The organism is Streptomyces sp. NBC_00224 (assembly GCF_041435195.1).
Lineage (GTDB): Bacteria > Actinomycetota > Actinomycetes > Streptomycetales > Streptomycetaceae > Streptomyces.
The window spans coordinates 7,348,428-7,369,760 of the sequence record NZ_CP108106.1 but is presented as its reverse complement, the minus strand read 5'-3'; the positions used below and the strand labels follow the sequence as shown (position 1 = coordinate 7,369,760).

General features: G+C 74.0%; 12 protein-coding genes. 3 read left to right on the top strand and 9 right to left on the bottom strand.

Annotated features, from left to right (window positions below; translation table 11 throughout):
• Positions 1–8 precede the first annotated feature (8 nt).
• The gene (ligD, locus tag OG965_RS32845) at positions 9–1,031 is read right to left on the bottom strand and encodes a non-homologous end-joining DNA ligase (RefSeq protein ID WP_371655684.1); all 1,023 of its coding nucleotides are present in this window, start codon (positions 1,029–1,031) and stop codon (positions 9–11) included.
• A gap of 65 nt (positions 1,032–1,096) precedes the next feature.
• On the opposite strand from ligD, the gene OG965_RS32840 reads away from it, so the two are divergent.
• Positions 1,097–2,167, top strand: coding sequence for an ATP-dependent DNA ligase (locus tag OG965_RS32840; protein ID WP_371655683.1), 1,071 nt, complete (start codon positions 1,097–1,099; stop codon positions 2,165–2,167).
• Positions 2,168–2,176: 9 nt separating this feature from the next.
• On the opposite strand, the gene OG965_RS32835 is transcribed toward OG965_RS32840, so the two are convergent.
• Genes OG965_RS32835 through OG965_RS32805 form a run of 7 tightly spaced genes read right to left on the bottom strand, consistent with a single transcriptional unit; the run spans position 2,177 to position 17,439 of the window.
• Positions 2,177–3,235 carry a class I SAM-dependent methyltransferase gene (locus OG965_RS32835; protein ID WP_371655682.1) on the bottom strand — a complete coding sequence of 353 codons (1,059 nt, stop codon included), beginning with the start codon at positions 3,233–3,235 and terminating at the stop codon, positions 2,177–2,179.
• 22 nt (positions 3,236–3,257) lie between these two features.
• On the bottom strand, positions 3,258–4,454 hold the full coding sequence (locus OG965_RS32830) for a glycosyltransferase (protein WP_371655681.1): 1,197 nt from the start codon (positions 4,452–4,454) through the stop codon (positions 3,258–3,260).
• The gene (locus OG965_RS32825; protein ID WP_371655680.1) at positions 4,451–5,308 is read right to left on the bottom strand and encodes an alpha/beta fold hydrolase; all 858 of its coding nucleotides are present in this window, start codon (positions 5,306–5,308) and stop codon (positions 4,451–4,453) included. Before OG965_RS32825 ends, OG965_RS32830 begins: the two co-directional genes overlap by 4 nt.
• On the bottom strand, positions 5,299–5,652 hold the full coding sequence (locus OG965_RS32820; RefSeq protein ID WP_371655679.1) for a phosphopantetheine-binding protein: 354 nt from the start codon (positions 5,650–5,652) through the stop codon (positions 5,299–5,301). Before OG965_RS32820 ends, OG965_RS32825 begins: the two co-directional genes overlap by 10 nt.
• The gene (locus OG965_RS32815; RefSeq protein WP_371655678.1) at positions 5,649–10,145 is read right to left on the bottom strand and encodes a beta-ketoacyl synthase N-terminal-like domain-containing protein; all 4,497 of its coding nucleotides are present in this window, start codon (positions 10,143–10,145) and stop codon (positions 5,649–5,651) included. The genes OG965_RS32820 and OG965_RS32815 overlap by 4 nt, the downstream gene beginning before the upstream one ends.
• 1 nt (position 10,146) lies before the next feature.
• Positions 10,147–17,001, bottom strand: a complete 6,855-nt coding sequence (locus tag OG965_RS32810) for an SDR family NAD(P)-dependent oxidoreductase (protein ID WP_371655677.1) — start codon at positions 16,999–17,001, stop codon at positions 10,147–10,149.
• A 12-nt stretch (positions 17,002–17,013) separates the two neighbouring features.
• Complete coding sequence (locus OG965_RS32805) at positions 17,014–17,439, bottom strand: hypothetical protein (protein WP_371655676.1); 426 nt, start codon at positions 17,437–17,439, stop codon at positions 17,014–17,016.
• Positions 17,440–17,855: 416 nt separating this feature from the next.
• Between OG965_RS32805 and OG965_RS32800 the strand changes: the two genes are divergently transcribed.
• Complete coding sequence (locus OG965_RS32800) at positions 17,856–19,097, top strand: DUF6801 domain-containing protein (protein WP_371655675.1); 1,242 nt, start codon at positions 17,856–17,858, stop codon at positions 19,095–19,097.
• Between the two features lie 76 nt (positions 19,098–19,173).
• The gene (locus OG965_RS32795; protein ID WP_371655674.1) at positions 19,174–20,154 is read left to right on the top strand and encodes a DUF916 domain-containing protein; all 981 of its coding nucleotides are present in this window, start codon (positions 19,174–19,176) and stop codon (positions 20,152–20,154) included.
• A 21-nt stretch (positions 20,155–20,175) separates the two neighbouring features.
• Here OG965_RS32795 and OG965_RS32790 read toward each other — a convergent pair whose 3' ends face one another.
• Complete coding sequence (locus OG965_RS32790) at positions 20,176–21,195, bottom strand: DUF6801 domain-containing protein (protein WP_371655673.1); 1,020 nt, start codon at positions 21,193–21,195, stop codon at positions 20,176–20,178.
• Positions 21,196–21,333: the final 138 nt, after the last annotated feature.

The following is a 21,333-nucleotide window of genomic DNA, read 5'->3' as shown; positions in this document are numbered from 1 at the left end:
ATGCGGGCCTAGGACTCTTTCTTGGCGCGGCTCGGCTGTACCCGCTTGGGCTCCCCCGGCATCTTGGGGTAGTCCGGCGGGTACGGCATGTCGCCCAGCTCGTGTTCGTGCTCGTCGCGGGCGGCCAATTCGAGCAGTGGCTCCAGGCCGAAGGCGTGGTCCTCCATGTCCGCGTGGATGTCTCCCACCTCGGCGTACCGCGCGGGCATGGTCTTCAGGTCGAAGTCCTCGGGGTGGACGTCGTCGAGCTCGTCCCAGCGCAGCGGCGCGGAGACCGGGGCGTGCGGCTTGGGGCGGACCGAATACGCGGAGGCGATGGTGCGGTCGCGGGCCGTCTGGTTGTAGTCCACGAAGATCCGCTCGCCGCGCTCCTCCTTCCACCACGCGGTGGTGACCTTCCCCGCCATGCGCCGCTCCAGCTCGCGCCCGAGGGCGATGGCGCAGCGGCGCACCTCGGTGAAGGTCCAGCGGGGCTCGATCGGGACGAAGACGTGGATGCCACGGCCGCCGGACGTCTTGGGCCAGCCCCGGATGCCCGACTCGTCCAGCAGGGCGCGCAGTTCGTGGGCGACCGGGACCGCGTCGTCGAAGTCGGTGCCGGGCTGGGGGTCCAGGTCGATGCGGAGTTCGTCCGGGTGGTCGGTGGCCTCGCGCCGCACCGGCCACGGGTGGAAGGTGAGGCAGCCCAGGTTGGCGGCCCACAGGACGGCGGCGGGCTCGGTCGGGCAGATCTCGTCGGCGTGGCGGCCGCTGGGGAAGGAGATACGGGCGGTCGGGATCCACTCGGGCAGGTTCTTGGGGGCGCGCTTCTGGAAGAAGGACTCGCCGTCGACGCCGTCGGGGTAGCGCTCCAGGGTGGTCGGGCGGTCGCGCAGGGCGCGGGTGATCCCGTCGGCGACGGCCAGGTAGTACGTGGCCACGTCCAGCTTGGTGTAGCCGCGCTCCGGGAAGTACACCTTGTTCGGGTTGGACAGCCGGACGGCCCGTCCGGCCACGTCCAGCTCGACGGCCTCGCCCTTGCTCGTGCCCATGCAGGCCACGGTAGGCGTGAGCCGCAAATGGCGCATATCGGCACAGTCCGGTGAGAATCAATGGCATGGATCTGCCGGTGATGCCGCCCGTGAAGCCGATGCTCGCCAAGTCGGTCGCCAGGATTCCGCCCGGGATGCAGTACGAGGCGAAGTGGGACGGCTTCCGTGCGATCGTGCACCGCGACGGCGACGAGATCGTCATCGGCAGCCGCAACGGCAAGCCGCTGACCCGCTACTTCCCCGAGCTCGCCGAGGCCCTCAAGGAGCGGCTGCCGCAGCGCTGTGTGGTGGACGGCGAGATCGTCATCGTCCACGAGGGCCGCCTCGACTTCGACCGGCTCACCGAGCGCATCCACCCGGCCGCCTCCCGGGTGAACCTGCTGGCCGAGCGGACCCCGGCCAGCTTCGTCGCCTTCGACCTGCTGGCCCTCGGGGACGACTCGCTGCTCGACGCCCCGCTGAGCGAGCGCCGGGCGGCCCTGGCCGGGGCCCTGGAGGGCGTCACGGCGCCGGTGCACCTGGCGCCCGCCACCACGGACGCCGAAGAGGCCCAGGAGTGGTTCGAGCGGTACGAGGGCGCCGGGCTCGACGGGGTGGTGGCCAAGCCGCTCGATCTGCGCTACCGCCCGGACGCCCGGCTGATGTACAAGATCAAGCACGAGCGCACGGCCGACGCGGTGGTGGCGGGCTACCGCTTCCACAAGAGCGGCCCGATCGTCGGCTCGCTCCTGCTCGGCCTGTACGACGGCTCCGGCGCCCTCCAGCACGTCGGCGTCTGCGCGGCCTTCCCGATGAAGCGGCGGGCCGAGCTCGTCGAGGAGCTGGCGCCGCTCCTGATGGACGACCCGGTGGGCGGCGGGCACCCCTGGGCGGCCTGGCTGGACGAGGCCGCCCACGAGGGCGCCCGGCTGCCGGGCGCGCAGAGCCGCTGGACCGGCAAGAAGGACCTGTCGTGGGTGGCGCTGCGGCCGGAGCGGGTGTGCGAGGTGGCCTACGACCACATGGAGGGCGACCGCTTCCGGCACACCGCCCAGTTCCGCCGCTGGCGCCCGGACCGGTCCCCCGACAGCTGTACGTACACCCAGCTGGAGGAACCGGTCCGCTACGACCTGGCCCAGGTGCTGTCGGGCGGGTGACCGGCGCGCTCACCCGTCGCGGCGGGCGATCACCCGGTACGCGTTGGAGAAGCGGGTCCGCCGCACCAGCGGGTTGAGCAGCTGGTCGAGTCCGTACACCGCGATCAGCACCGGCACGGCCGCCCACACCAGCGCGAACCGGACGGCCCGTGCGGCGCGGCCTGGGCGGCGGGACCGCCAGGGCGCGTCGTCGCGCGGCAGCAGCCGGTCGAACAGGAACCAGGTGGCGCACACCAGGTCGGCGGGGATGTGGGCGTCGCGCCGCTCGGCCACCTCGACGGTGAAGCCGAGGTCGCGCAGCCGCCGGCACAGGTTGCCCATCGGGACGAGGTTCAGGTGCTGGGGCTGGAACCAGGGCAGCCAGAGCCGGCCGAGCAGCCGCCCCGACAGCGACTCGGGGTCGGGGACCTCGATCAGCAGATGGCCGCCTGGCGCCAACGCCCGGTGCGCGGCGGCGAGTTCGCGATGCGGGTCGAGGGTGTGCTCCAGGTAGTGGAACATGCTGACCGCGTCGTAGCGGCCCGCCATCTCTTCCGCGACGTCCACGAAGAGACCCCGATAGGCCTCCTCGATCCGGCCCTCCTTGGCCGCGAGCTCGACGCCCTCGCCCATGTCGAGACCGTCGAACCTGGTGTCGGGCAGCACCTCTTTGGCGGTGGCGCAGAAGTGGCCGAGCGAGGTGCCGACGTCCAGCCACCGGCCGGGCAGGGCGACCCGGCGCAGCGCCCGGGCGCTGCGCCGGAACCGCTTCTTGCTGCCGTTGCCCTCGAACATCTTGGCGGTGGTCTCCGCGCCGAGGCCGTCGTAGAAGTCCCGGTAGTAGAAGTCCAGGCCCTCCTGGCTCAGCCGCGGGTTCTGGAAGATGTGACCGCAGCCGCGGCACTGGTCGAGGACGAACTCGCCGGGTTTGCCCTGGATGAGGTCCGTGGTGCGGAACTTGCGGCGCAGGTCAGTGCCCAGGCACCACGGGCAGTCGGTGCGCGCCGGCAGGAAGAAGCGGCCCGTGCCACGGGCCAGCTCGTCCTGGTACGACGGGCGGAGGTCGGCGATCCGTTCGCTGTCGGGCATGTGCGTCCCTCTCTGTCGGGCTCTATCGGGGTTGTGCCGCGACGGGTGCCGCGGCGGCGAGCTTTTCGAGGTGCGTGGCGGCGGCCGACTCGCCGCCGGCGGCGCGGAAGGCGTCCCGGACGCGTCGGGCCGCGTCCCGGTAGCCGGGCTCGGTCACCACCGCGTCCAGGGCCGCGCCGATCTGCTCGCGCCCCGCCCGCGCGAACTTCACCCTCAACCCGGCCCCGGCGCCCACCACTTGGGCCGCCACGACCGGCTGGTCGTCCCGGATCGGCGCGACCACCAGCGGTACCCCGTGCCACAGCGCCTCGGTGACGGTGTTGTGCCCCGCGTGGCAGACGACCGCCGACATCCGCTCCAGCAGGGCGACTTGCGGCAGCTCCGCCCTGACCAGCACCTCGGGCCCGGTCGGCACCGCCCCGAGCAGCCCGCCGGGGTCGCAGACCACCGCCCGCAGCCGGCCGGTGCGGGCCCGGACCGCCGCGACGGCCTCGGTGAGGAAGCGGCCGCCCGCGTCGGTGTTGGCCGTCCCCAGTGTGATCAGGACGGCCGCCGTCCCCGGCGCCAGGTCCAGCCACTGCCAGGGGAAGTCCCCGGAGGCGGAGCGCCGGGCGGCCAGCGCCGGTCCGACGAAGCGCAGATCCGTCTGGGGCGTGGTGTACGGGCCGGTCAGCTCCGGGGTGGTGAAAGCGAGGGTGAGGGCCGGGGAGAAGCGCGGGTCGTGGGTGGCGGCCGGATCGCCGATGCGCTGTCTCAGCTCGCCGAGCAGCCCGGTGAGCCAGCTGTGCACGCCCGGCATTCCGGCCATGCTGTCGGTGAGTTCGGCCGACGTGGTCGACGAGGTCGCGAAGGGTACGCCGAGCCGCTCCGCCACCAGGGCGCCCGCCACGGTCTGCTGGTCGGCCACCACCACGTCCGGCCGGAACGCGGCGATCGCCGCCGCCACCCCGGGTGCCATCGCCTCGGCGAGCGGGCCGAGGAAGTCGGCCCACAGGAACTTCAGCGCCGCCACTCCGCGCAGCTGCGGCGGCCGTCCCGCGAGGTGGTCGGGCCCGGCACACCCGTACACCCGGGGCCGCTCCCCCACCAGCCGCTCGACGATCGCGGGCCGCCCCGCCCACGCCACCTCGTGGCCCCGGGCGGTCAGCTCGGCGGCGACGGCGGCCGCCGGGTTGATGTGGCCGGTCAGCGGCGGCACCACGAACAGGAAGCGGCTCACCGGACCGGCCGCGGTCCACTGGGCTCGGGCGCGGCCCCGGCGTGCTCGCGGACCCAGTCCAGGGCGAGCCGCCCGACCGCGTCGGAGGCCTCGACCAGGACCGAGTGCTTCTGCCCCGGCACCACCGCGACCCGGCAGTGCGGCAGCAGCGACCGCAGCCGGGCGGACTCGGCCGCCACCAGCCCCTCCTGCCCGTTGACCAGCAGCACCGGACAGCGCACCCCGCCCAGCTGTTCGTCGGTGAGCACCCGCCCGGTGGGCATGTCCTCGGCGATGGTGGTGGCGCGTACGAGCTTGGCGGCGGCCCGGCCCAGGCGGCGGATGTGCGCGTCGTGGCGGGCGTCGCCGGTCCGGGTCGAGGAGAGCGTCCCGTACTGCTCGGTGAACCACACCAGCGCCTCGTCGTCCCCCATGTCCCCGGCGTGGCGCAGGGCGGACGTCATCGTGTGCGACCAGGCCCGGCTGGCGGGCCCCGACTCGACCACGGTGACGGTGGCGACGCGATCGGGCCGGTGGACGACGAAGTCGAGGGCGACGGTGCCGCCGAAGGAGTTGCCGACGAGGTGGACGGGGTGGGCGATGCCCAGTTCGTCGAGCAGTGCGTCGAGATCGGCGGTGAAGTGCTCCAGGGCGTAGCCGCTGGGCGGGCGTTCGCTGCGGCCGTGTCCCCGCAGGTCGTACATGACGGCGTCGAACCCGGCCTCGGCGAACTTGGGGCCGAGGGTGAAGTAGTAGCTGGCGAGGCTGTCGATGAAGGCGCCGTGGACGAACACCACGGTCGCGTCCGGCCGTCGGTGGGGCGGGCGCAGCCGCTGGACGTGCAGGCCGAGACCGTTCGCGCGGATCATGACCATGGAGCGGCTCCCGCTTCCGGGGCTGCGCCGAGGCTGTGCAGGACATGGTCGACGAGCCGTCCGACGGACAGCGCGATGACCTCGTCGATCTCCAGAGAAGCCACGAACTCGGCGAAGTTGACCTGTTCGCCGTACCGCTCCTGGAGATGTCCGGACAGCATGACGAGGTCGATGCTCTCCAACTCCAGATCGTCGCCGAACAGGGTCTCGGGGCGGATGTCGGCGGGGTCGGGGGCGTAGTCCCCGAGCACCTCCACGATCAGCCCGGCGATCTCGGCCAGCACCTGCTCCTCGTCCGGCGGGGCGAGCGGGACGGGGCCGGGCGGCCGTTCGCTGGTGGTCACTGGGTGTTCTCCTTGAGGGGCGTCGCAGACGTGGTCCAGGCCACGACATGGGTGGGGTCGACGAGCGTGCAATGGATGTGGTGGGGGCGGCCGTCGACGGTGACGGTGAGGGAGTGGGGTGCCTCACCGCTCACGCCGGGGGCCGCGTCGGTCACTTCGAAGGCGTGCGGCCGCCCGCCGAACCCGGTGCCCTTCGCCTTTGCGGCGGCCTCCTTGGCCGCCCAGAACCGGGTGAACCACAGGGCCTCGGACTCCCCGGTCCCGGTGACGAGCCGGTCGAGGAGGCCGAGTTCGCGGGGGCCGAGGGCGACGCGGTGGGTCTCGGGGGTGCGGTCCGCGATCTCTTCGATGTCGATACCGACGCCGTTCGGGTACGCGCCGGGGCGCGCGGGGCGTACGAGAGCGACGGCCAGATCACCCCGGTGGGCGAGGGACAGGTCGAGCGCCGGGAGCGTACGGCCGTGCACCCCCACGGCACGGGGTCGCCCCGACTCCTCGTTCACGATCTCGATCTCGGCCGGGAACACCGCGCCCTCGCCGCGCTTCCACAGCCACCGCCGTACCGCGTCCTTGGCGGCGATCCGGCCGAGCAGCCACTGCCGACGGCCGCGCGGCGGTCTCGTCTCGTACGCCTCGCGCTCGGCCCGGCCGAGCTGCATGCGCATCAGCAGGTCGCGGGAGGCCAGGTCCGGCCACACGTCCCGCAGCAGGCACCAGCCGCCGGGCCGGGCCTCGGCGAGGGCGAGGTGTTCCGGGTAGCCGCCGGACCTGCGTGCGTCGAGCCCGGAGAACCGGCGGTCGCGCCAGCCCGAGAGCTCCGCCCACACCGTCCCGTCGGGCAGCGTGAGCCGGACGTCGGCGAGGAGGGTGTCCTCGGTGAGCGAGGTGATGACGGCGTGGCAGTCGACGGGGGTGCCGGTGGGCGGGTGCGGCCCGAAGAAGCGGGCCGCCGCCAGGGCGACGGGGAAGATCACGGTCCGGGTGGGGTGGGTCGACATCAGCCAGTAGCCGAGGAGTTGGCCCACGTTGTCGAGGAGCGCGCCCGGCGCGGATGGTGTGGTGATCGTGCCCCGGACGTGGCCGGGGCCGATCCCTCGCAGCGCGGTGACGCCCTGGAAGGCGGGCCCGTGGAACATCCACCGGTCCTCGTACAGCTGGGCCGCCGCGATGCCGGGCGGGCGCTCGTCGGCCGCGTCCAGCGGTGGCGCGGGCGGCGGGGCCGGATAGGCGGGGGCCAGGTGGACGCTCGCGCGGGCGTACGGCCCGAACGCGACGGCCCACCGCCCGGGGCCTTCCGGCCGGGCGGTGATCGTCACGTCCACGGCCGGAATGGCGTTGACCCACTTCTCCAGCCGCACGTCGTGGACGGCGACGGCCCGGTGCCCGGGCGCGGCCCGCTCGGCGGCGGCCATCAGATGGTGCAGGACGGTGGTGGCGGGGACGACGGGGTGCCGGTCGGCGGGATCGGGCCAGCCGGGCCGCTGCGGGAAGAAGCAGTGGTCGAGGAGGTAGGGCATGTCGGCGGTGGACACGCGGAGCCGGGTGCGGTGTTCGAGGGGTGGGGTGGCCGGCTCGGGTCGCGGTGCGGCCGGGGTGCCGGTGGTCGGCCTCGGCGGGACCGTCGCCGCCTCCAGTACGGCCTTCACGCTGTCCGCCGTCTCCCGCATCAGCGCGTCGAGCTCGGCGGCGACGGGGTGGCGGCGGGTGAGCGGCTCCCCCAACAGGCTGGTGGATATGGGGTGTTCCACCCCTCCCCCGGTACGAGGGCTCAGCTCGGCACGTAACTCCTCCAGGCGGTGGGGGTCGAGGGGGACCAGCGCGGCTCCCAGGTCGAGGGGGATCGGGGCGGTGGCGGAGCGCGGCCCGGCCCGCCGGGCGGGTGAGAGCGCGTACCCCTCCGCCCACAGCCCCGTCTCCACGCGCAGCAGCTGCGCGAGCCCGCCGCGCCGGGGCGAGTTGGCGGACAGCGTCAGATGGTCGCGGGTCTTGAGGGTGTCGTCGATCAACGAGGTCAGACGGCCCGTGCCCACCTGGACGAAGGCGCGGAAGCCCGCCGCGTACATGGCGTCGACGAGCGGCCGGAACCGTACCGGCTCCAGGAGGTGGCGGACGAACAGGGCGCGGACCTCGTCGGGGTCGGCCGGGAACGGGGCCGCCGTGGTGCCGGACCAGACCGGCACGCGCTGCGGGAGGATCTCCGCCGCGTCCACTCCCCGCTTCATGGGGCCCAGATACGGGGCGAGCATCGGCGTGTGGAAGCCGGAGCGGAACGGGAGCACCTGGCAGATCACCCGCTCGGCCCGGAGCTTCGCCGCGAACTCCTCGACCGGCTGCTCCGGGCCGCACACCATCGACTGGCCGGGCGAGTTGTCGTGCGAGAGGACGAGATCAGGCCAGTCGGTGAGCGCCTCGCTCACCCGGGCCGCCGGGGCGCCGATCGCCGCGAACGCCAGCCCGGGCACCCGGAGCGAGTCGGGGTCGAAGGAGGCGAAGAAGTCGTCCGCCTCGCCGGCCGCGAACATGCCGCCCGCGATCATCGCCGTCCACTCCCCGACGCTGTGTCCGGCGACCCCGTCGGGCCGGACGCCGAGCACGCGCAGGGCTTCGTCGAGGACCCGGCCGACGCGCAGGACGCCGAGCCCGTGCCGGGCGACATCGGTCGCCTCGGTGTACGTACGGCCCGGCAGCCGCAGCCCGTAGTGCTCGGCCACCTCGTCCACCCGGGGCGCGAACTCGGCCTCCAGACCGGGGAAGACGAACGCCACCTTGCCCCCGCCCGCCGTCCCGAGCAACGGGCGCGGGGCGAACCACACGTCGCTGCGGCCGCGCCACGGGCGGCCCTGGGCCACCGCCCGACGGGCGAGCGCCAGCCGCTTGGCGGTCGGATCGACGATGCCGAGCCGGGCGGCGGGGGTTCCCCGCGTGTCCTGCGGATACGGGGCGGCGCCCCGCTCCCGTACCGTCGCGTCGTCCGCGTCCAGGAGCCGCGCCAGGCCCTCCGCCGTGTCCGCGCTCAGCCGCAGCACCCGCTCCGGTTCGCGCACGGCCGCCCGGCGCGGGGCGGGCACGGCTCCCGGTGCCTGCTCAAGGACCACATGGGCGTTGATCCCGCCGAACCCGAACGCGTTGACGGCGGCCCGGCGCAGCGGCCCCTCCCACGGGCGGGCGACCGCCGCCGGGCGGAACCGGGTGCGGGCGAGGGCGGGGTGCGGATCCTCGCAGTGCAGGGTCGGCAGCAGGGTCGCGTGGTGCACGGCGAGGGCCGCCTTCACCAGTCCGGCGACACCCGCCGCGGGCATGCAGTGGCCGATCATCGACTTCACCGAGCCGATGACGGGCGCGGCCGCGCCCTCCACGCCCGGCCCGAACACCTCGGCCAGGGTGGCCAGTTCGGCCGCGTCGCCCGCCGGGGTGCCGGTGCCGTGGGCTTCGAGGAGGCCGAGGGAGCCGGGGTCGCGCGGGTCGAGGCCCGCCGCCCGCCAGGCGTGGCGGACCGCGCGGGTCTGGCCGCCCGGGTCGGGGTTCATCAGCCCGGCGGCCCGGCCGTCGCCCGCGACGCCGGTGCCACGGATCACCGCGTATACGCGGTCGCCGTCGCGTTCGGCGTCCGCGAGGCGCTTGAGGGCGACGACACCGGTGCCCTCGCCGATGAGGATGCCGTCGGCCGCCGCGTGGAAAGGGCGGCTGCGCTGGCTCGGCGAGAGGGCGCGCAGCTGGGCGAAGACGCTCCACAGCGTGATGTCGTGGCAGTGGTGGACCCCGCCCGCGAGCATCAGGTCGCAGCGGCCCGAGGCCAGTTCGCCGACCGCCTGGTCGACCGCGATCAGCGAGGACGCGCAGGCCGCGTCCACCGTGTACGCCGGGCCCCGCAGGTCCAGCCGGTTGGCGATGCGGGACGCCGCCAGGTTGGGGACGAGCCCGATGGCCGACTCCGGGTGCTCGGGCCCCAGCGTCTCGGTGAAGGCGGCCCGCACCCGGTCGAGCTGGTCCTGGGCGAGGTGGGGCAGCAGCTCGCCCAGGGTGTGCGTCAACTGGTGTGCGGTGCGCACCCGTTGGTCGAGGCGGACGAGGCCCGGGTTGAGGTATCCGCCCCGGCCCAGGACCACCCCGACGCGGCCGCGCTCGGGCAGCCGCTCCTCGCCGCCCGCGTCCGCGATCGCCCGGGCCGCGACCGAGAGCGCGATGAGCTGGTCGGGCTCGGTGCCCGCGACCGAGCTCGGCATGATGCCGAAGCGGGCGGCGTCGACCTCGGCGAGGCCGTCGACGAAGCCGCCGCGCCGGCAGTAGATCCGGTCGGCGGCGCCGCCGGGGTCGCCGGGCCGGTAGTACACCGGGTCCCAGCGCCCTTCGGGCACTTCCCGTACGGCGTCCACACCGTCGACGAGGTTGCGCCAGTACGCGTCCAGGTCCTTGGCGCCGGGCAGCAGGACCGCCATGCCGACGATGGCGACGGGGACTTGACGCTCCCCCACGGTTTGCCTGTCGTCGGTCATCTCACCAACCCGATGCCGTGTAGACGACGGACGTGGCCGACTCGTCGCCCCAGGCCAGCTCCCGCAGCAGGGCGAGCGCCCCCTCCTCGCGGTCGATGAGGGCCACACCGCGCCGGGCGTACTCGCGGGCGAGGTGCGGGGTGACCATGCCGCCGTGCACCGCGGACGGCGCCCACGGCCCCCAGTGCACGGTCAGCGCCCGCCGCCCGGTGCGCCGCGCCCACCGCTCGCCGAGGCCCGCGAGCGCGTCGTTGGCGGCGGCGTAGTCGCACTGCCCCCGGTTGCCGAGTACGGCGGAGACGCTGCCGAACAGCACGGCCGTCCGGGGGCCGTGGGGCAGCTGGGACGCGGCGTCGAGCAGCGCGCGGGCGCCGTCCACCTTCGTCGCGTACACCCGCCGGAACGACTCGGGGTCCTTCTCCTCGATGAGCCGGTCCTCGATCACACCCGCCGCGTACACCACCACGTCGATGCGCCCGTGCTCCGCCTGGATCTCCTTGACGGCCTGGGCCACGGCCCCGCCGTCGCACATGTCGGCGACGCGGTACGCGGCGGGACTGCCGAGCCGTCCCAACCGGTCGAGGGTGTGGGCGACTTCACGGCCCGCGAGGACGTTCCTGACCTCGCGCTCGATGGCGGCGGGGGCCAGGTCGCCCCGGGCGGCGAGCAGCGCCCGCAGTGCGGCCGCGTCGGCGGCGCCCGCGAGCTCCGGGTCCTCGGGTGCGCTGGGCAGCGGGGTCCTGCCGAGGAGCTCGATCCGGCAGTGGGAGGCCGCCGCGAGCGCCAGGGCGAAGTCGGCGGTGATGCCGCGCGCGCCCCCGGCGAGTACGACGACGGAGTCCCGGTCGAGCCCGAGCGCCGCCGCTTCGGCGGCCCCGTCCCCGGCGGGCCCCGCGCCGGTCCGCGCCAGACCGCCGAGGCCGCGCTCGACGAGCGCGTACCCGTACCGCCCGGCGGCGGTGCGCACGACGACGGGGGCACGGTCCTCGGCGCACAGCTCGGCCAGCAGGAAGTCGGCCCGCTGCCCGGCCGTGGCCGCCGGGTCGAGGTCCACGACACGGGCGGCGATGTCGCCGTACTCCCGCCCGATGGTCCGGAACAGCCCGTGCAGGCCCGCCCCCGCGTCCTCTCCGGCGCCGGGCGCGGTCCTGCCGCAGATCAGCCACCGGGGTGCGAGGCGCAGGGCGGCCCGGAAGACCTCGAAGGCCCCGGGGAGCAGCGCCCCGCCGCCGTCCGACGGGGCCGCGGGGACGACGGCCCCCAGGTGGAAGATCCCGTCGAGGGGGCCGTCGGCCGGGTCGAGCCGCCGGTCGGTGTCGTACGCGACGGCCTCCGCTCCCCTGTCCACCAGCCGGGCCGCCAGTTCCTCGGCGGTGGCACCGCCCCCGAGCAGGGCGAAGCGCCTGCCGTGGAGGGAGGCGTCCGGCAGGGTGGGCGGCAGGTCGAGGGGCGTCTCCTCAAGGAGGAAGCGGCGCGGGGCGACGCCGTGGACCGGCTCGGGTTCGGCAGTCGCGGGCTCGGGCTTGGGCTCGGACTTCGGCTCGGGCATCAGCTCGGGCGGCTCTTTCCCGGCGATCCACGCCGTGATCGCGGCGACCGTACGGGCCCGGGACAGCTCCTCCATCTCCGCGTCGTCGAACGTACGGGTTCCCGCGAGGTGGCGGGCCAGCTCGCCGACGATCTCGGTGCGCTTGATGGAGTCGATGCTCAGGTCCGCTTCGAGGTCCAGATCGGGTTCGATCATGTCGGCCGGATAGCCGGTGCGTTCACTGATGACGGTGAGCACGGCCTGCTCGATGTCCACCACGACCGGACGCGGAGCCTCAGCGGGCGGGGCCTCCTCGGACGCGGCCGGGGACACGGCCAGGGGCACGGCCTGCGGAGCGGCGTCCGTACGAGGAGGGACCGGTGGCGGGGAGGCGGCGGCGCCCGTCGCCCCCAAGTGCGTGAGCAGCACGTCCCGTTGGGCCGCCACCAGCTCGCGCGTCGTGCGCAGGAAGTCCGCGATGAGTTCGTGCTGGGCGTCGCTGTCGCGCGTCACCGTGCTCGTCTCCAGACTGACCCGTCGGGCCGGTTGCAGGGCTCCGGGCAGCAGGTCGCCGGAGCGGGTGCGGACCAGTTGGCCGTCCACGGTCCAGCCGGGCGGCTCCGGCCGCGCCGTCACCGCGCCCCGGCCCTGGAGGAGTCGCCCGGCGCGTACCGGCACACCCGCGACCGCGAGCCGCGCCAGCGACTCCAGCAGGCCGCGCAGCCCGGCGCCGGGGCGGGGCTCGCAGGCGACCGCCAGGTGCGGGCGGTCGCCCAGGATCTGGCCGACGAGGCCGGTGAGCACCGTGCCCGGGCCCGCCTCGACGAAGATGCGTGCCCCCGCCGTGTACATCGCCTCGACCTGCTCGGCGAACCGCACCGGGGAACCGATCTGCGCGGCCAGTTCGGCGCGTACGCCATCGGGCCGGGCCGGATAGACGGCGGCCGTCCGATTGGCCCAGACCGGGAACTCCGGTGCCCTGACCGTGTGCCGGGCCAGGACCGGGGCGAACCGTTCGCCCGCACCGGCGACCAGCGGGCTGTGGAAGGCGCAGGCGACCGGGAGGCGCCGCACGTGGTGTCCCGCGCTCCGGAGGTGGTCCATCGCCTCGTCCACCAGCGCGGTGGGGCCCGAGACGATGGTCTGCCGGGGGCCGTTGCGGTTGGCGGCGACGACCCGGTCCCTCAGCCCCGCCTCGGTGAGGGCGCGCTCCACTTCGGCGGGGGCGGCCGTGACCGCCGCCATGGCGCCGGGGTCCTCCCCGAGCGAATCAAGGATCGACTCGGCCCGGCGGGCGCTCAGATCGAGCAGCGCGTCCGGGGTCAGGGATCCGGCTGCCGCCAGGGCCACCAGTTCCCCGTAGGAGTGCCCGCCCGCCATGTCGGGCCGTACGCCTGCCCACTCCAGTATGTGACTTGCCGTCAACCCGACTATTCCCAGGGCGGGTTGTGCCATCCGGGTGTCCTTCAGCGTCTCCTGCCGGCGGTCGGCCGCACCCGGGTCGAAGTCCTTCGGCGGATAGAGCGCATGGGCGTACGCCCCGCCCTGCCGCACCAGTTGGGCGGCCTCCGGGAACGCGACGAGAAGCTCGGCGAGCATGCCCGGCCGCTGGCTGCCCTGTCCGGGGAAGAGGAAGGCGACCCTCGGGTCGGCTCCGAGGGCACTGCCTCGGGGCGCGTCCGTCCCGGGCGCATCCGTCCCGGGCGCGCCGGAGAGCCCGACCGCCCCGGACCCGTCCGCCAGCCACACCCCCCGCTCCCGCTCCCCGGCCCCCGCCTTCCGCAGCAGCCCGCGCAGCTCGTCCACGCTCTCCGCGACGACCGCGATCCGCACCGGACCGGGCCGGGTCTCGGCGCGCCGGGCCGCCACCAGCGCCGCGTCCCGCAGCCGCAGGCCCGTGCCCGGCTCACCCGGCTCGCCCGGATCTCCGAGCTCGCCCAACAGCCACCGCGCCTCCCGTCCGGCCGCCGCCGCGTCCGCGCCCCGGAACAGGAACAGCTCGGCCGGCCACTCCTCGTACCCCTGGGCCGGTGGCGCGTCCGTGTCGTGGGCGGTGAGCACCGCGTGGAAGTTGGTGCCGCCGAAGCCGAACGCGCTGACCCCGGCGATCCGTTCGGCCACCGGGGCCGCCCACGGCCGGGCCTCGGCGTGGAAGGCGAAGGGGCTGGTCGCGGGGTCCCAGGCCGCGTTCGGCTGCTGGAGGTGGAGGGTGGGCGGGGTGATGCCGGTGTGCAGGGCCATCGCCGCCTTGATCAGGCCCGCCAGGCCCGCCGCGCACTTGGTGTGGCCCAGCTGGGACTTGACCGAGCCGAGGGCGCAGCCGCCCGGCGCCGCGCCCGACTCGGTGAACACGGCGGTGAGCGTGGCCAGTTCGGTGCGGTCGCCGACCACGGTCCCGGTGCCGTGTGCCTCGACCAGGCCGACCCGGGCGGGTGACACCCCGGCCGCCCGGTACGCCCGTTCCAGCGCGGCCCGCTGGCCCTCGGGCCGGGGCGCGGTGAGCCCGAGGGAGCGTCCGTCGCTCGCGCTGCCGATGCCCTTGACCACGGCGTAGACGCGGTCGCCGTCCCGTTCGGCGTCGGCCAGGCGCTTCAGCGCGACGCAGGCCACGCCCTCGCCGAGCACGGTGCCGTCGGCGGAGGCGTCGAACGTGCGGGAACGGCCGGTCGGGGACAGCGCGCGCACCGACGAGAACAGCAGGTAGTCGTTGATCCCGTTGTGCAGATCGGCGCCGCCGCAGAGCACCAGTTCGCTGGTGCCGGAGGCGAGTTCCTTGCAGGCGACGTCGAGCGCGGCGAGCGAGGAGGCACAGGCGGCGTCGACCGTGTAGTTGGCGCCGCCGAGGTCGAGGCGGTTGGCGATCCGGCCCGCGATGACATTGGCGAGCATGCCGGGGAAGGAGTCCTCGGTGAGCTTCGGCAGCTGCTCCTCGACGGCGGGCGGTATCTCCCCCAGATAGGCGGGCAGGACCGTGCGCAGGGTGGTCGCGCCGGACAGGTCGCTGCCGGATTCCGCCCCGAAGACCACGGACGTACGGGAGCGGTCGAAGGGCCGGTCGCCGTACCCGGCGTCCTCCAGCGCCCGCCGGGCCGCTTCGAGGGCGAGCAGCTGCACGGGTTCGATGCTGCCGAGCGAGGCGGGCGGGATGCCGTACGCGAACGGGTCGAAGGGAATCGGCGGCAGGAAGCCTCCCCACCGCGACGCGGTCGTACCCGCGCGCTCGCCCGTGGCGTCGTGGTAGATCTCCGGGTCCCAGCGGTCGGCGGGGACTTCGGTGACCGCGTCGACTCCGCCGACGACGTTCGCCCAGTACGTGGCCAGATCGGGGGCCTGCGGAAACATGCAGGCCATCCCCACGACAGCGATGTCGAGCGGCTGCGCGGCAGGCTCCTCGACGACGTCCTCGGCCGTGCCGAGGGATTCACGCAGCTCGGCCGTGCGCCGCTCGGCGAAGTCGGCGGCGCCCCGGCTCACGGCGTCGTGCAGCGCGCCGACGGTCGTGGCCGCCGAGCGCAGCACGGCCACCTCCCCGGCCATGAACATCCCCGCGTCCAGCTGGCGTTGCTCGGAGACGGGCCGCAGCCCGCCGCCCTCCCGCTCGACTCCCTTGCTGGCGATCCGCAGCCGCCCGATGTTGAGCCGCTCCAGCTCCTCCCACGCCTGGCGGCCGGGGGTGCCGTCGGCGTGCAGGCGCGCGCGGGCGGCCGCGTAGTCGGCGGTGTACGGGCTGGCGACGCAGCGGGTGGCGTGGCCCGGGGCGCTCTCCAGGAGCGCGGTGGCCCCGGCGGCGATCACCTGGCGCTGGAACACCGGCTGGATCGCGCCGCATTCGACCGCCTCGGCCGTGAAGAGGTACGCGGTGCCCATCAGGACGCCGACCGCGACCCCGCGCGCGGCGAGCGGGGCGGTGAGCGCGGCGGCCATGGCCGAGGAGCGCTCGTCGTGGATGCCGCCCGCGAGCAGCACCTGGAAGTCGCCCGCGGTGCCGGGCGCGCGAGCCACGTAATCCTCGACCACCGCCAGCTGTGCTTCCCAGAGCGGAAAGCTGTTGCGCGGTCCGACATGTCCGCCGCATTCGGCGCCTTCGAAGACAAACCTACGCATGCCCATGTCAATGAACTGGGTGAGCAGCGTGGCCGACGGCACGTGCAGGAACGTCTTGATTCCGGCCGCCTCCAGATCGGCCGCCTGGGAGGGGCGGCCCCCGGCGATGATCGCGTGCGTGGGCCGGACCGCCCGTACGGCCGCCAGCTGTTCCGCCCTGATCCTGCTGTCCGTGAAGCCTAGGATGCCCACGCCCCAGGGCCGTTCGCCCAGTTCGTCGCGGGTCCGTTCGAGGAGGGCGCGGCTCTGCTCGCCGTCGGACAGGGCGAGTGCCAGCATCGGCAGCGCCCCTTCGCGCGCCACGGCCGCCGCGAAGCCCGCCCGGTCGCTGACCCGGGTCATCGGGCCCTGCACGACCGGCAGCCGGGTGCCGAGCGCGTCCGCCATCGCGGAGCCCGCCGCCAGGGTCCGCGCCACGGCCGGGTCGCCCACGGCGGCCAGAATCGCCTCACGCACCCCGCGCACGGCTCCGGCCACGGTGCCCCACCGCTCGGCGAACCGGGCGGCGAGGAAACCGTCCTGGCCGACGGGAAGTTGGATGCCTGTGCGTGCGTTCCGCAGCGCCCGGACGCCGTCGACGACACTCGTCTCGGACCCGTCCATCGTGCGCAGCGCGGCCGCCGCCTCGTCCGGGACCCCGGACTCGGCGAGCAGGGCCAGCTGGGTGTCGAGGACGACCCCGGCAGCGCCACCGACCACGGCCGCCGCCGCCGTACGCGGACCGATGCCCCCGCAGGCCCACACGGGCAGGTCGTACGCCGGGTCGGCGAGCAGCGCCTGGAGGAGGACGAACGTGCTCAGCTCGCCACTGCGGCCGCCGCACTCGCTGCCGCGCGCCACGAGCCCGTACGCGCCGTCCGCCGCGGCCCTGCGCGCCTCCTCCCGATTCCCGACCTCTGCCAACACCCGGCATTCATCGGCCAGTTGACTGACTTTCCAGTCCGCGTCGGCCGCGAGCAGCACCACGGACGGGAGGGCGCCGCCGCACTCCTCGGCCACCTCCTCCGGCGTCAGTGCGCAGGACGGCCCGACCCGGACGGCGAACGCGTCCGCCGTCCAGCGCCGTACGCGCGCGAGCGCCTCTCTGGCACGGCGGTCGCCCGCCCCGAGATCCAGCACTCCGAGTCCTCCGGCCCGGCGGACCGCGGCGACCGGGCGCGGGTCGGGCAGGCCTAACGGGCTCAATCCGATGACAAGTTCAGGGTTCGGCGCTACGGACGTCATGAACACTCCGAATCAGACCGATGGAGCTGCGAGGGGGGTGGCGGCAGCGGTGAGCGCCGCGGGCTCGGGGGCGGCGGGCCCGCCGTACGGTCGGGGGGCGGGCCGTCCGACCGCGCCGGGCCGCCGGTGGAGCTCGTACCACTGCCAGGAGGTGCGCTGATACGGGGACTTGCGCTGGTGCCGTGACTCGTACCGCTGCCGGGACTTGCGGTGGGGCGGGGTCGCGCGGTGGGGCGGGGACTCTCGACGGCGCCGCCCGACGGGGAGGACCGGGGCGAGCGTGGTGCGTTGCGGGTCGATGCGGCCGGCTGCCGCCCGGCCGGGGCCGACCTTACCGATCGTGGGGAGAGGCTGCCAGGGCGCCTGGCACCCTGCCGCGCCCTCCTCGGCCGTCCCGGCTTCCCCATGGGCTCCCCACCTTTCCTGACGTTCCGTCATATCTGACGTGCCGTCATATTGCAATCGCCGCCGGGCCGTCGGAGGCGGCACGCGATCACCCCCCGAGACCGGGCGACGGACGCGGGCGAATCCTCTCCGCTTCCGAAATATCGCTTTCCCTTCCTATTCCATTCAGGTTCCCTTTCGCCTCCATTCCCGAATTTGTCACGCCGGTGAGCATGTGTGCGGCGGAGACAAGAAACAGCACGGCCGTACTCACCGTGGTGACAAGAAACAGGAATGACCGGGACCTCCGACACCCTTGCATATCCGGCGCCTTGACCGTCCCCCTACTCGCAAGTAGTTTACGCATCCGAAACGCGGAACTTTCCGCCCTTCACCTAGCCTCAAGCCCTTTCACGGGCGAGTGTTCGCGCCAGTTCCGCACTGTCCGTACAACACACAAGAGGTAGCTCATGGGAGCTCAGCAGAGAAAGTCCGGGGCGAGATCCGCCCTGGCCGTCGCCGCCGCCGGTGGAGTCGTCGCGGGGCTTCTCGGCTTCGCGGGCGCCGGGACCGCACAGGCGGCCCCGGCAAAGCTGGTCCAGCAGTACGACTGCGTATTTCCGCTGATCGGCAGCGACCCGATCGAGGCCACCATCACGGCCGAGATACCGACCGAGATCGAAGTGGGAACGGCGTCGCCCGCATTCGCGGTCAACACGGCCACGAAGGTCAGCGCACGGGCGGCACAAGGGCTCGGACTCGTCGGCGGCAAGACGCTGGAGGGCAAGGCGACGGCGACCGTCACGGTATACACGCCGGACGGACCGCTCTCCGGAATCGGCGTCGAGAACACGGTCGACAAGACCAACATTCCCAGCCCGCCCGCGGACTTCACGGTCAACGCCAAGGGCAACGCGCCTTCACTCACGTTCAACACGGTGGGCGACGCACGCATCGAGGTGAACGGGATCGGTCTGCACGACATGATCGTGCGCGACGCCAACGGAAAGCCGATCCAGCTGGTCACGGGCAAGGACACGTTCGACGCGCCGTGCACGATGAAGTCGACGGACAAGGTCCTCGCGAGCTTCAAGGTCGTGCCGAAGAATCCCACGAACCCAACGAACCCAACGAATCCCACCAACCCGACGGACCCGACCAACCCTACGAATCCCACCAACCCCACCAATCCAACAAACCCGACCGACCCCACTAACCCCACCAACCCCACCGCACCCTCCGGTTCCACCGCTCAGCAGAACCTGAGCACCCAGGTGAAGGCCGCGGCCGGCACGCTCTCCATGAGTCAGCCCGGTGACAGCGTGGCCCTCTCCGCCGTGAACCAGGGCGTGGGCGGCGTCTCCAGCGGCAGTCTTCAGACCGTCACCGTCAAGGACGGCCGCAACGGCGCCACCGGCTGGTCGCTGACCGGCAAGGTCACCGACTTCACCGGTGCGACCGGCACCGTCGGCGCGATCGGCGCGGACAAGCTCAGCTGGAAGCCCGCGTGCGTGGCGGCCCCCGGTTCCAAGAGCAACTGCGTGGCAGGGACCGAGGGCCCCGTCGGCACCGTCGGCGCCACCCTGGCCGGGGCGCCCGACGCGGCCGCCACCGGCGGTCAGTTCAGCGTGGACGGCGCGCTCTCCCTCGACATCCCCGCGACGGCCGCCGCGGGCGACTACAAGGCCGTGCTCACCCTCACCCTGACGTGAGTCGCGCCTCCCCCGGGCCGGTCGCACCCCGCGACCGGCCCACTTCCGTCTCCACGAGCTCTCAGGGGGAACCCGTATGAGCAAGCGCAGCACTTCGCGGCGGTGGGCGCCGCTCCTCGCCGCTCTCGGGCTGCTCGCGGCGTTCGCCGCGCTGCCCGCGCCTCCCGCGCAGGCCGCCGACAACGGCCGCTGGTCGGTCTTCCCGGTGCACCGGGGCGCGCCGAACACGCCGGCCCGGGCGTACTTCCGGATGACCGCCGACCGGGGCGCGACCGTGCGCGACAAAGTGACCGTGAAGAACCTCGACGCCCGGACGGCGACCTTCCAGTTGTATGGAACGGACGGCTACAACACCCCGCGCGACGGCGGATTCGCCGTGCGCGACAAGGGCGAGCGGATGACCGGCGTCGGGGCCTGGACGCGTCTGGACCGCACCGAGGTGACCGTTCCCGGCGGCGGCGAGGTCACCGTCCCCTTCACGCTCACCGTGCCCGAGCGCGCCGAGCCCGGCGACCATCCGGGGGCGATCGTCGCCCTCGACACGCGTCTGGGCCGCACCGACGGCAACGGGGTCGCGGTCCAGCAGGCCGTCGGGGCCCGCGTCTATCTGAAGGTGAACGGCGCCCGCGTACAAGGGCTGCGCATCGACGACGTGAGGTTCCGCTACACCGCACCACTCGTACCGGGTGCGAAACGCGCCGCGACCATCTCGTACGCACTGGTCAACAGCGGCAATGTGATGCTCTCGCCGCAGGTGACCCTGCGCGCGAAAGGGGTGTTCGGGCACACCGCCTTCGAACCCCCGGGGCGACGCCTGCCCGCCGAACTGCTGCCTGGCCAGCGCGTCGAGGTGACCCAGAAGTGGGTCGGGCCGCCGCTCGTGGACTGGGGGGACGTCGAGGTGACCGCCAGCGACACGGCGGGCAACCTGGTCGAGAGCGCCGAGATCGGCTACGCCACGGTGAACTGGACGGTCGTCGCCCTCAGCGGACTCGCCCTGGCCGGTGTCGTGGTGTGGCTGGTGCTGCGCCGCCGGGCGGCCGGGCGGACCGGGTGACTTCGGCCGTACGCGTACGGCTCATACGGTCCCGTCGTCGCCCTCGCCCCGGATGCGGCGCGGCACGTGGTGGAGGGCCGCGATGCCCGCGGCGCCGAGCACTCCGGCACCGGTGAGCAGCCAGCCCGCGGCGGCGGCGCCGGTGCCCGCGAGGCTGCCGCCGCCGTCACCGGGGCCGTTGACGTGGGTGACCAGGTCGGTGCCGCCGGAGGTGCCTCCGGTCGTGCCGGCCGGCGGGGCGGACGAGCCGGGCCCGCCGGTTCCGGTGGGCCCGGTCGGGCCTGGAGTGCCGCCGGGCCCGGTCGGGCTCGGGCCGGTCGGGGACGGTCCCGTCGGACCGGGCCCGGCCGTCGCGGAGCCGGTCGGGGAGGGGCCGGAAGGAGGTGGAGAGGACGGGGTCGGGCCGGTGGGGGTCGGGCCCGTCGGGTCGGCGCCCGTGATGGTGAAGCGGTGGAGTGTCTTGTTCTGGTCGGGCGGCTTGAGCACGCAGGGCGCCTCGAACACGTCCTCGTAGGGCGGCAGTTGGACGACCTTGCCCGCCGCGTCCCGGGCCGTCAGTTTCAGCGTGATCGCGTTGACGTCGATGGTGGCCGAGCCGGGTCTGCGGAAGGAGAGCGACGGGGCCGCGCCGGACGCCTTGACGTCGAAATCCCTGGCCGGAGCGGGCACATCGGCTTTCGCCACGGTGGTGTCGAGGCCCACGTCGAGCTGGTCGCCGCCCGGCAGGTTCACCGTGGCGCTCGCCGAGGCGATCCCCTCCACGGTCTTCGCGCCCACGAGCCCGAGGCCCTGCGCCGCCCGCGCGCTCACCGTGGACAGCGCGTCGATCCGTATCGCGCCCGTCTGGGTGTTCACCGGAACCGAGGCGGGCAGCTGTGCAGTGATCGCCACCTTCAGCGAATCCGCCCCGATCAGCGGGAACTTGCACTCGTACGTCTGCGAAAGCCGGGCCTCCACCGCGGCCGCGCTGCCCACCCCGTACGAGAGGAGCGCGCCGCCCGCCAGCGCGAGGGCCGCAGAGCCGCCGAGCGCGCATTTCACCCTGGTTCTGTTTTTAGGAACTCCCATACTCCAAGGAAAGTAGTGAGGTCGGGGATGGCGGTCAACGGCCATTTCACGCCCGCTCCCAGCACGTCCGAATCACGTCCGAATCACGTCCGTACAACGCGAGGAACACGC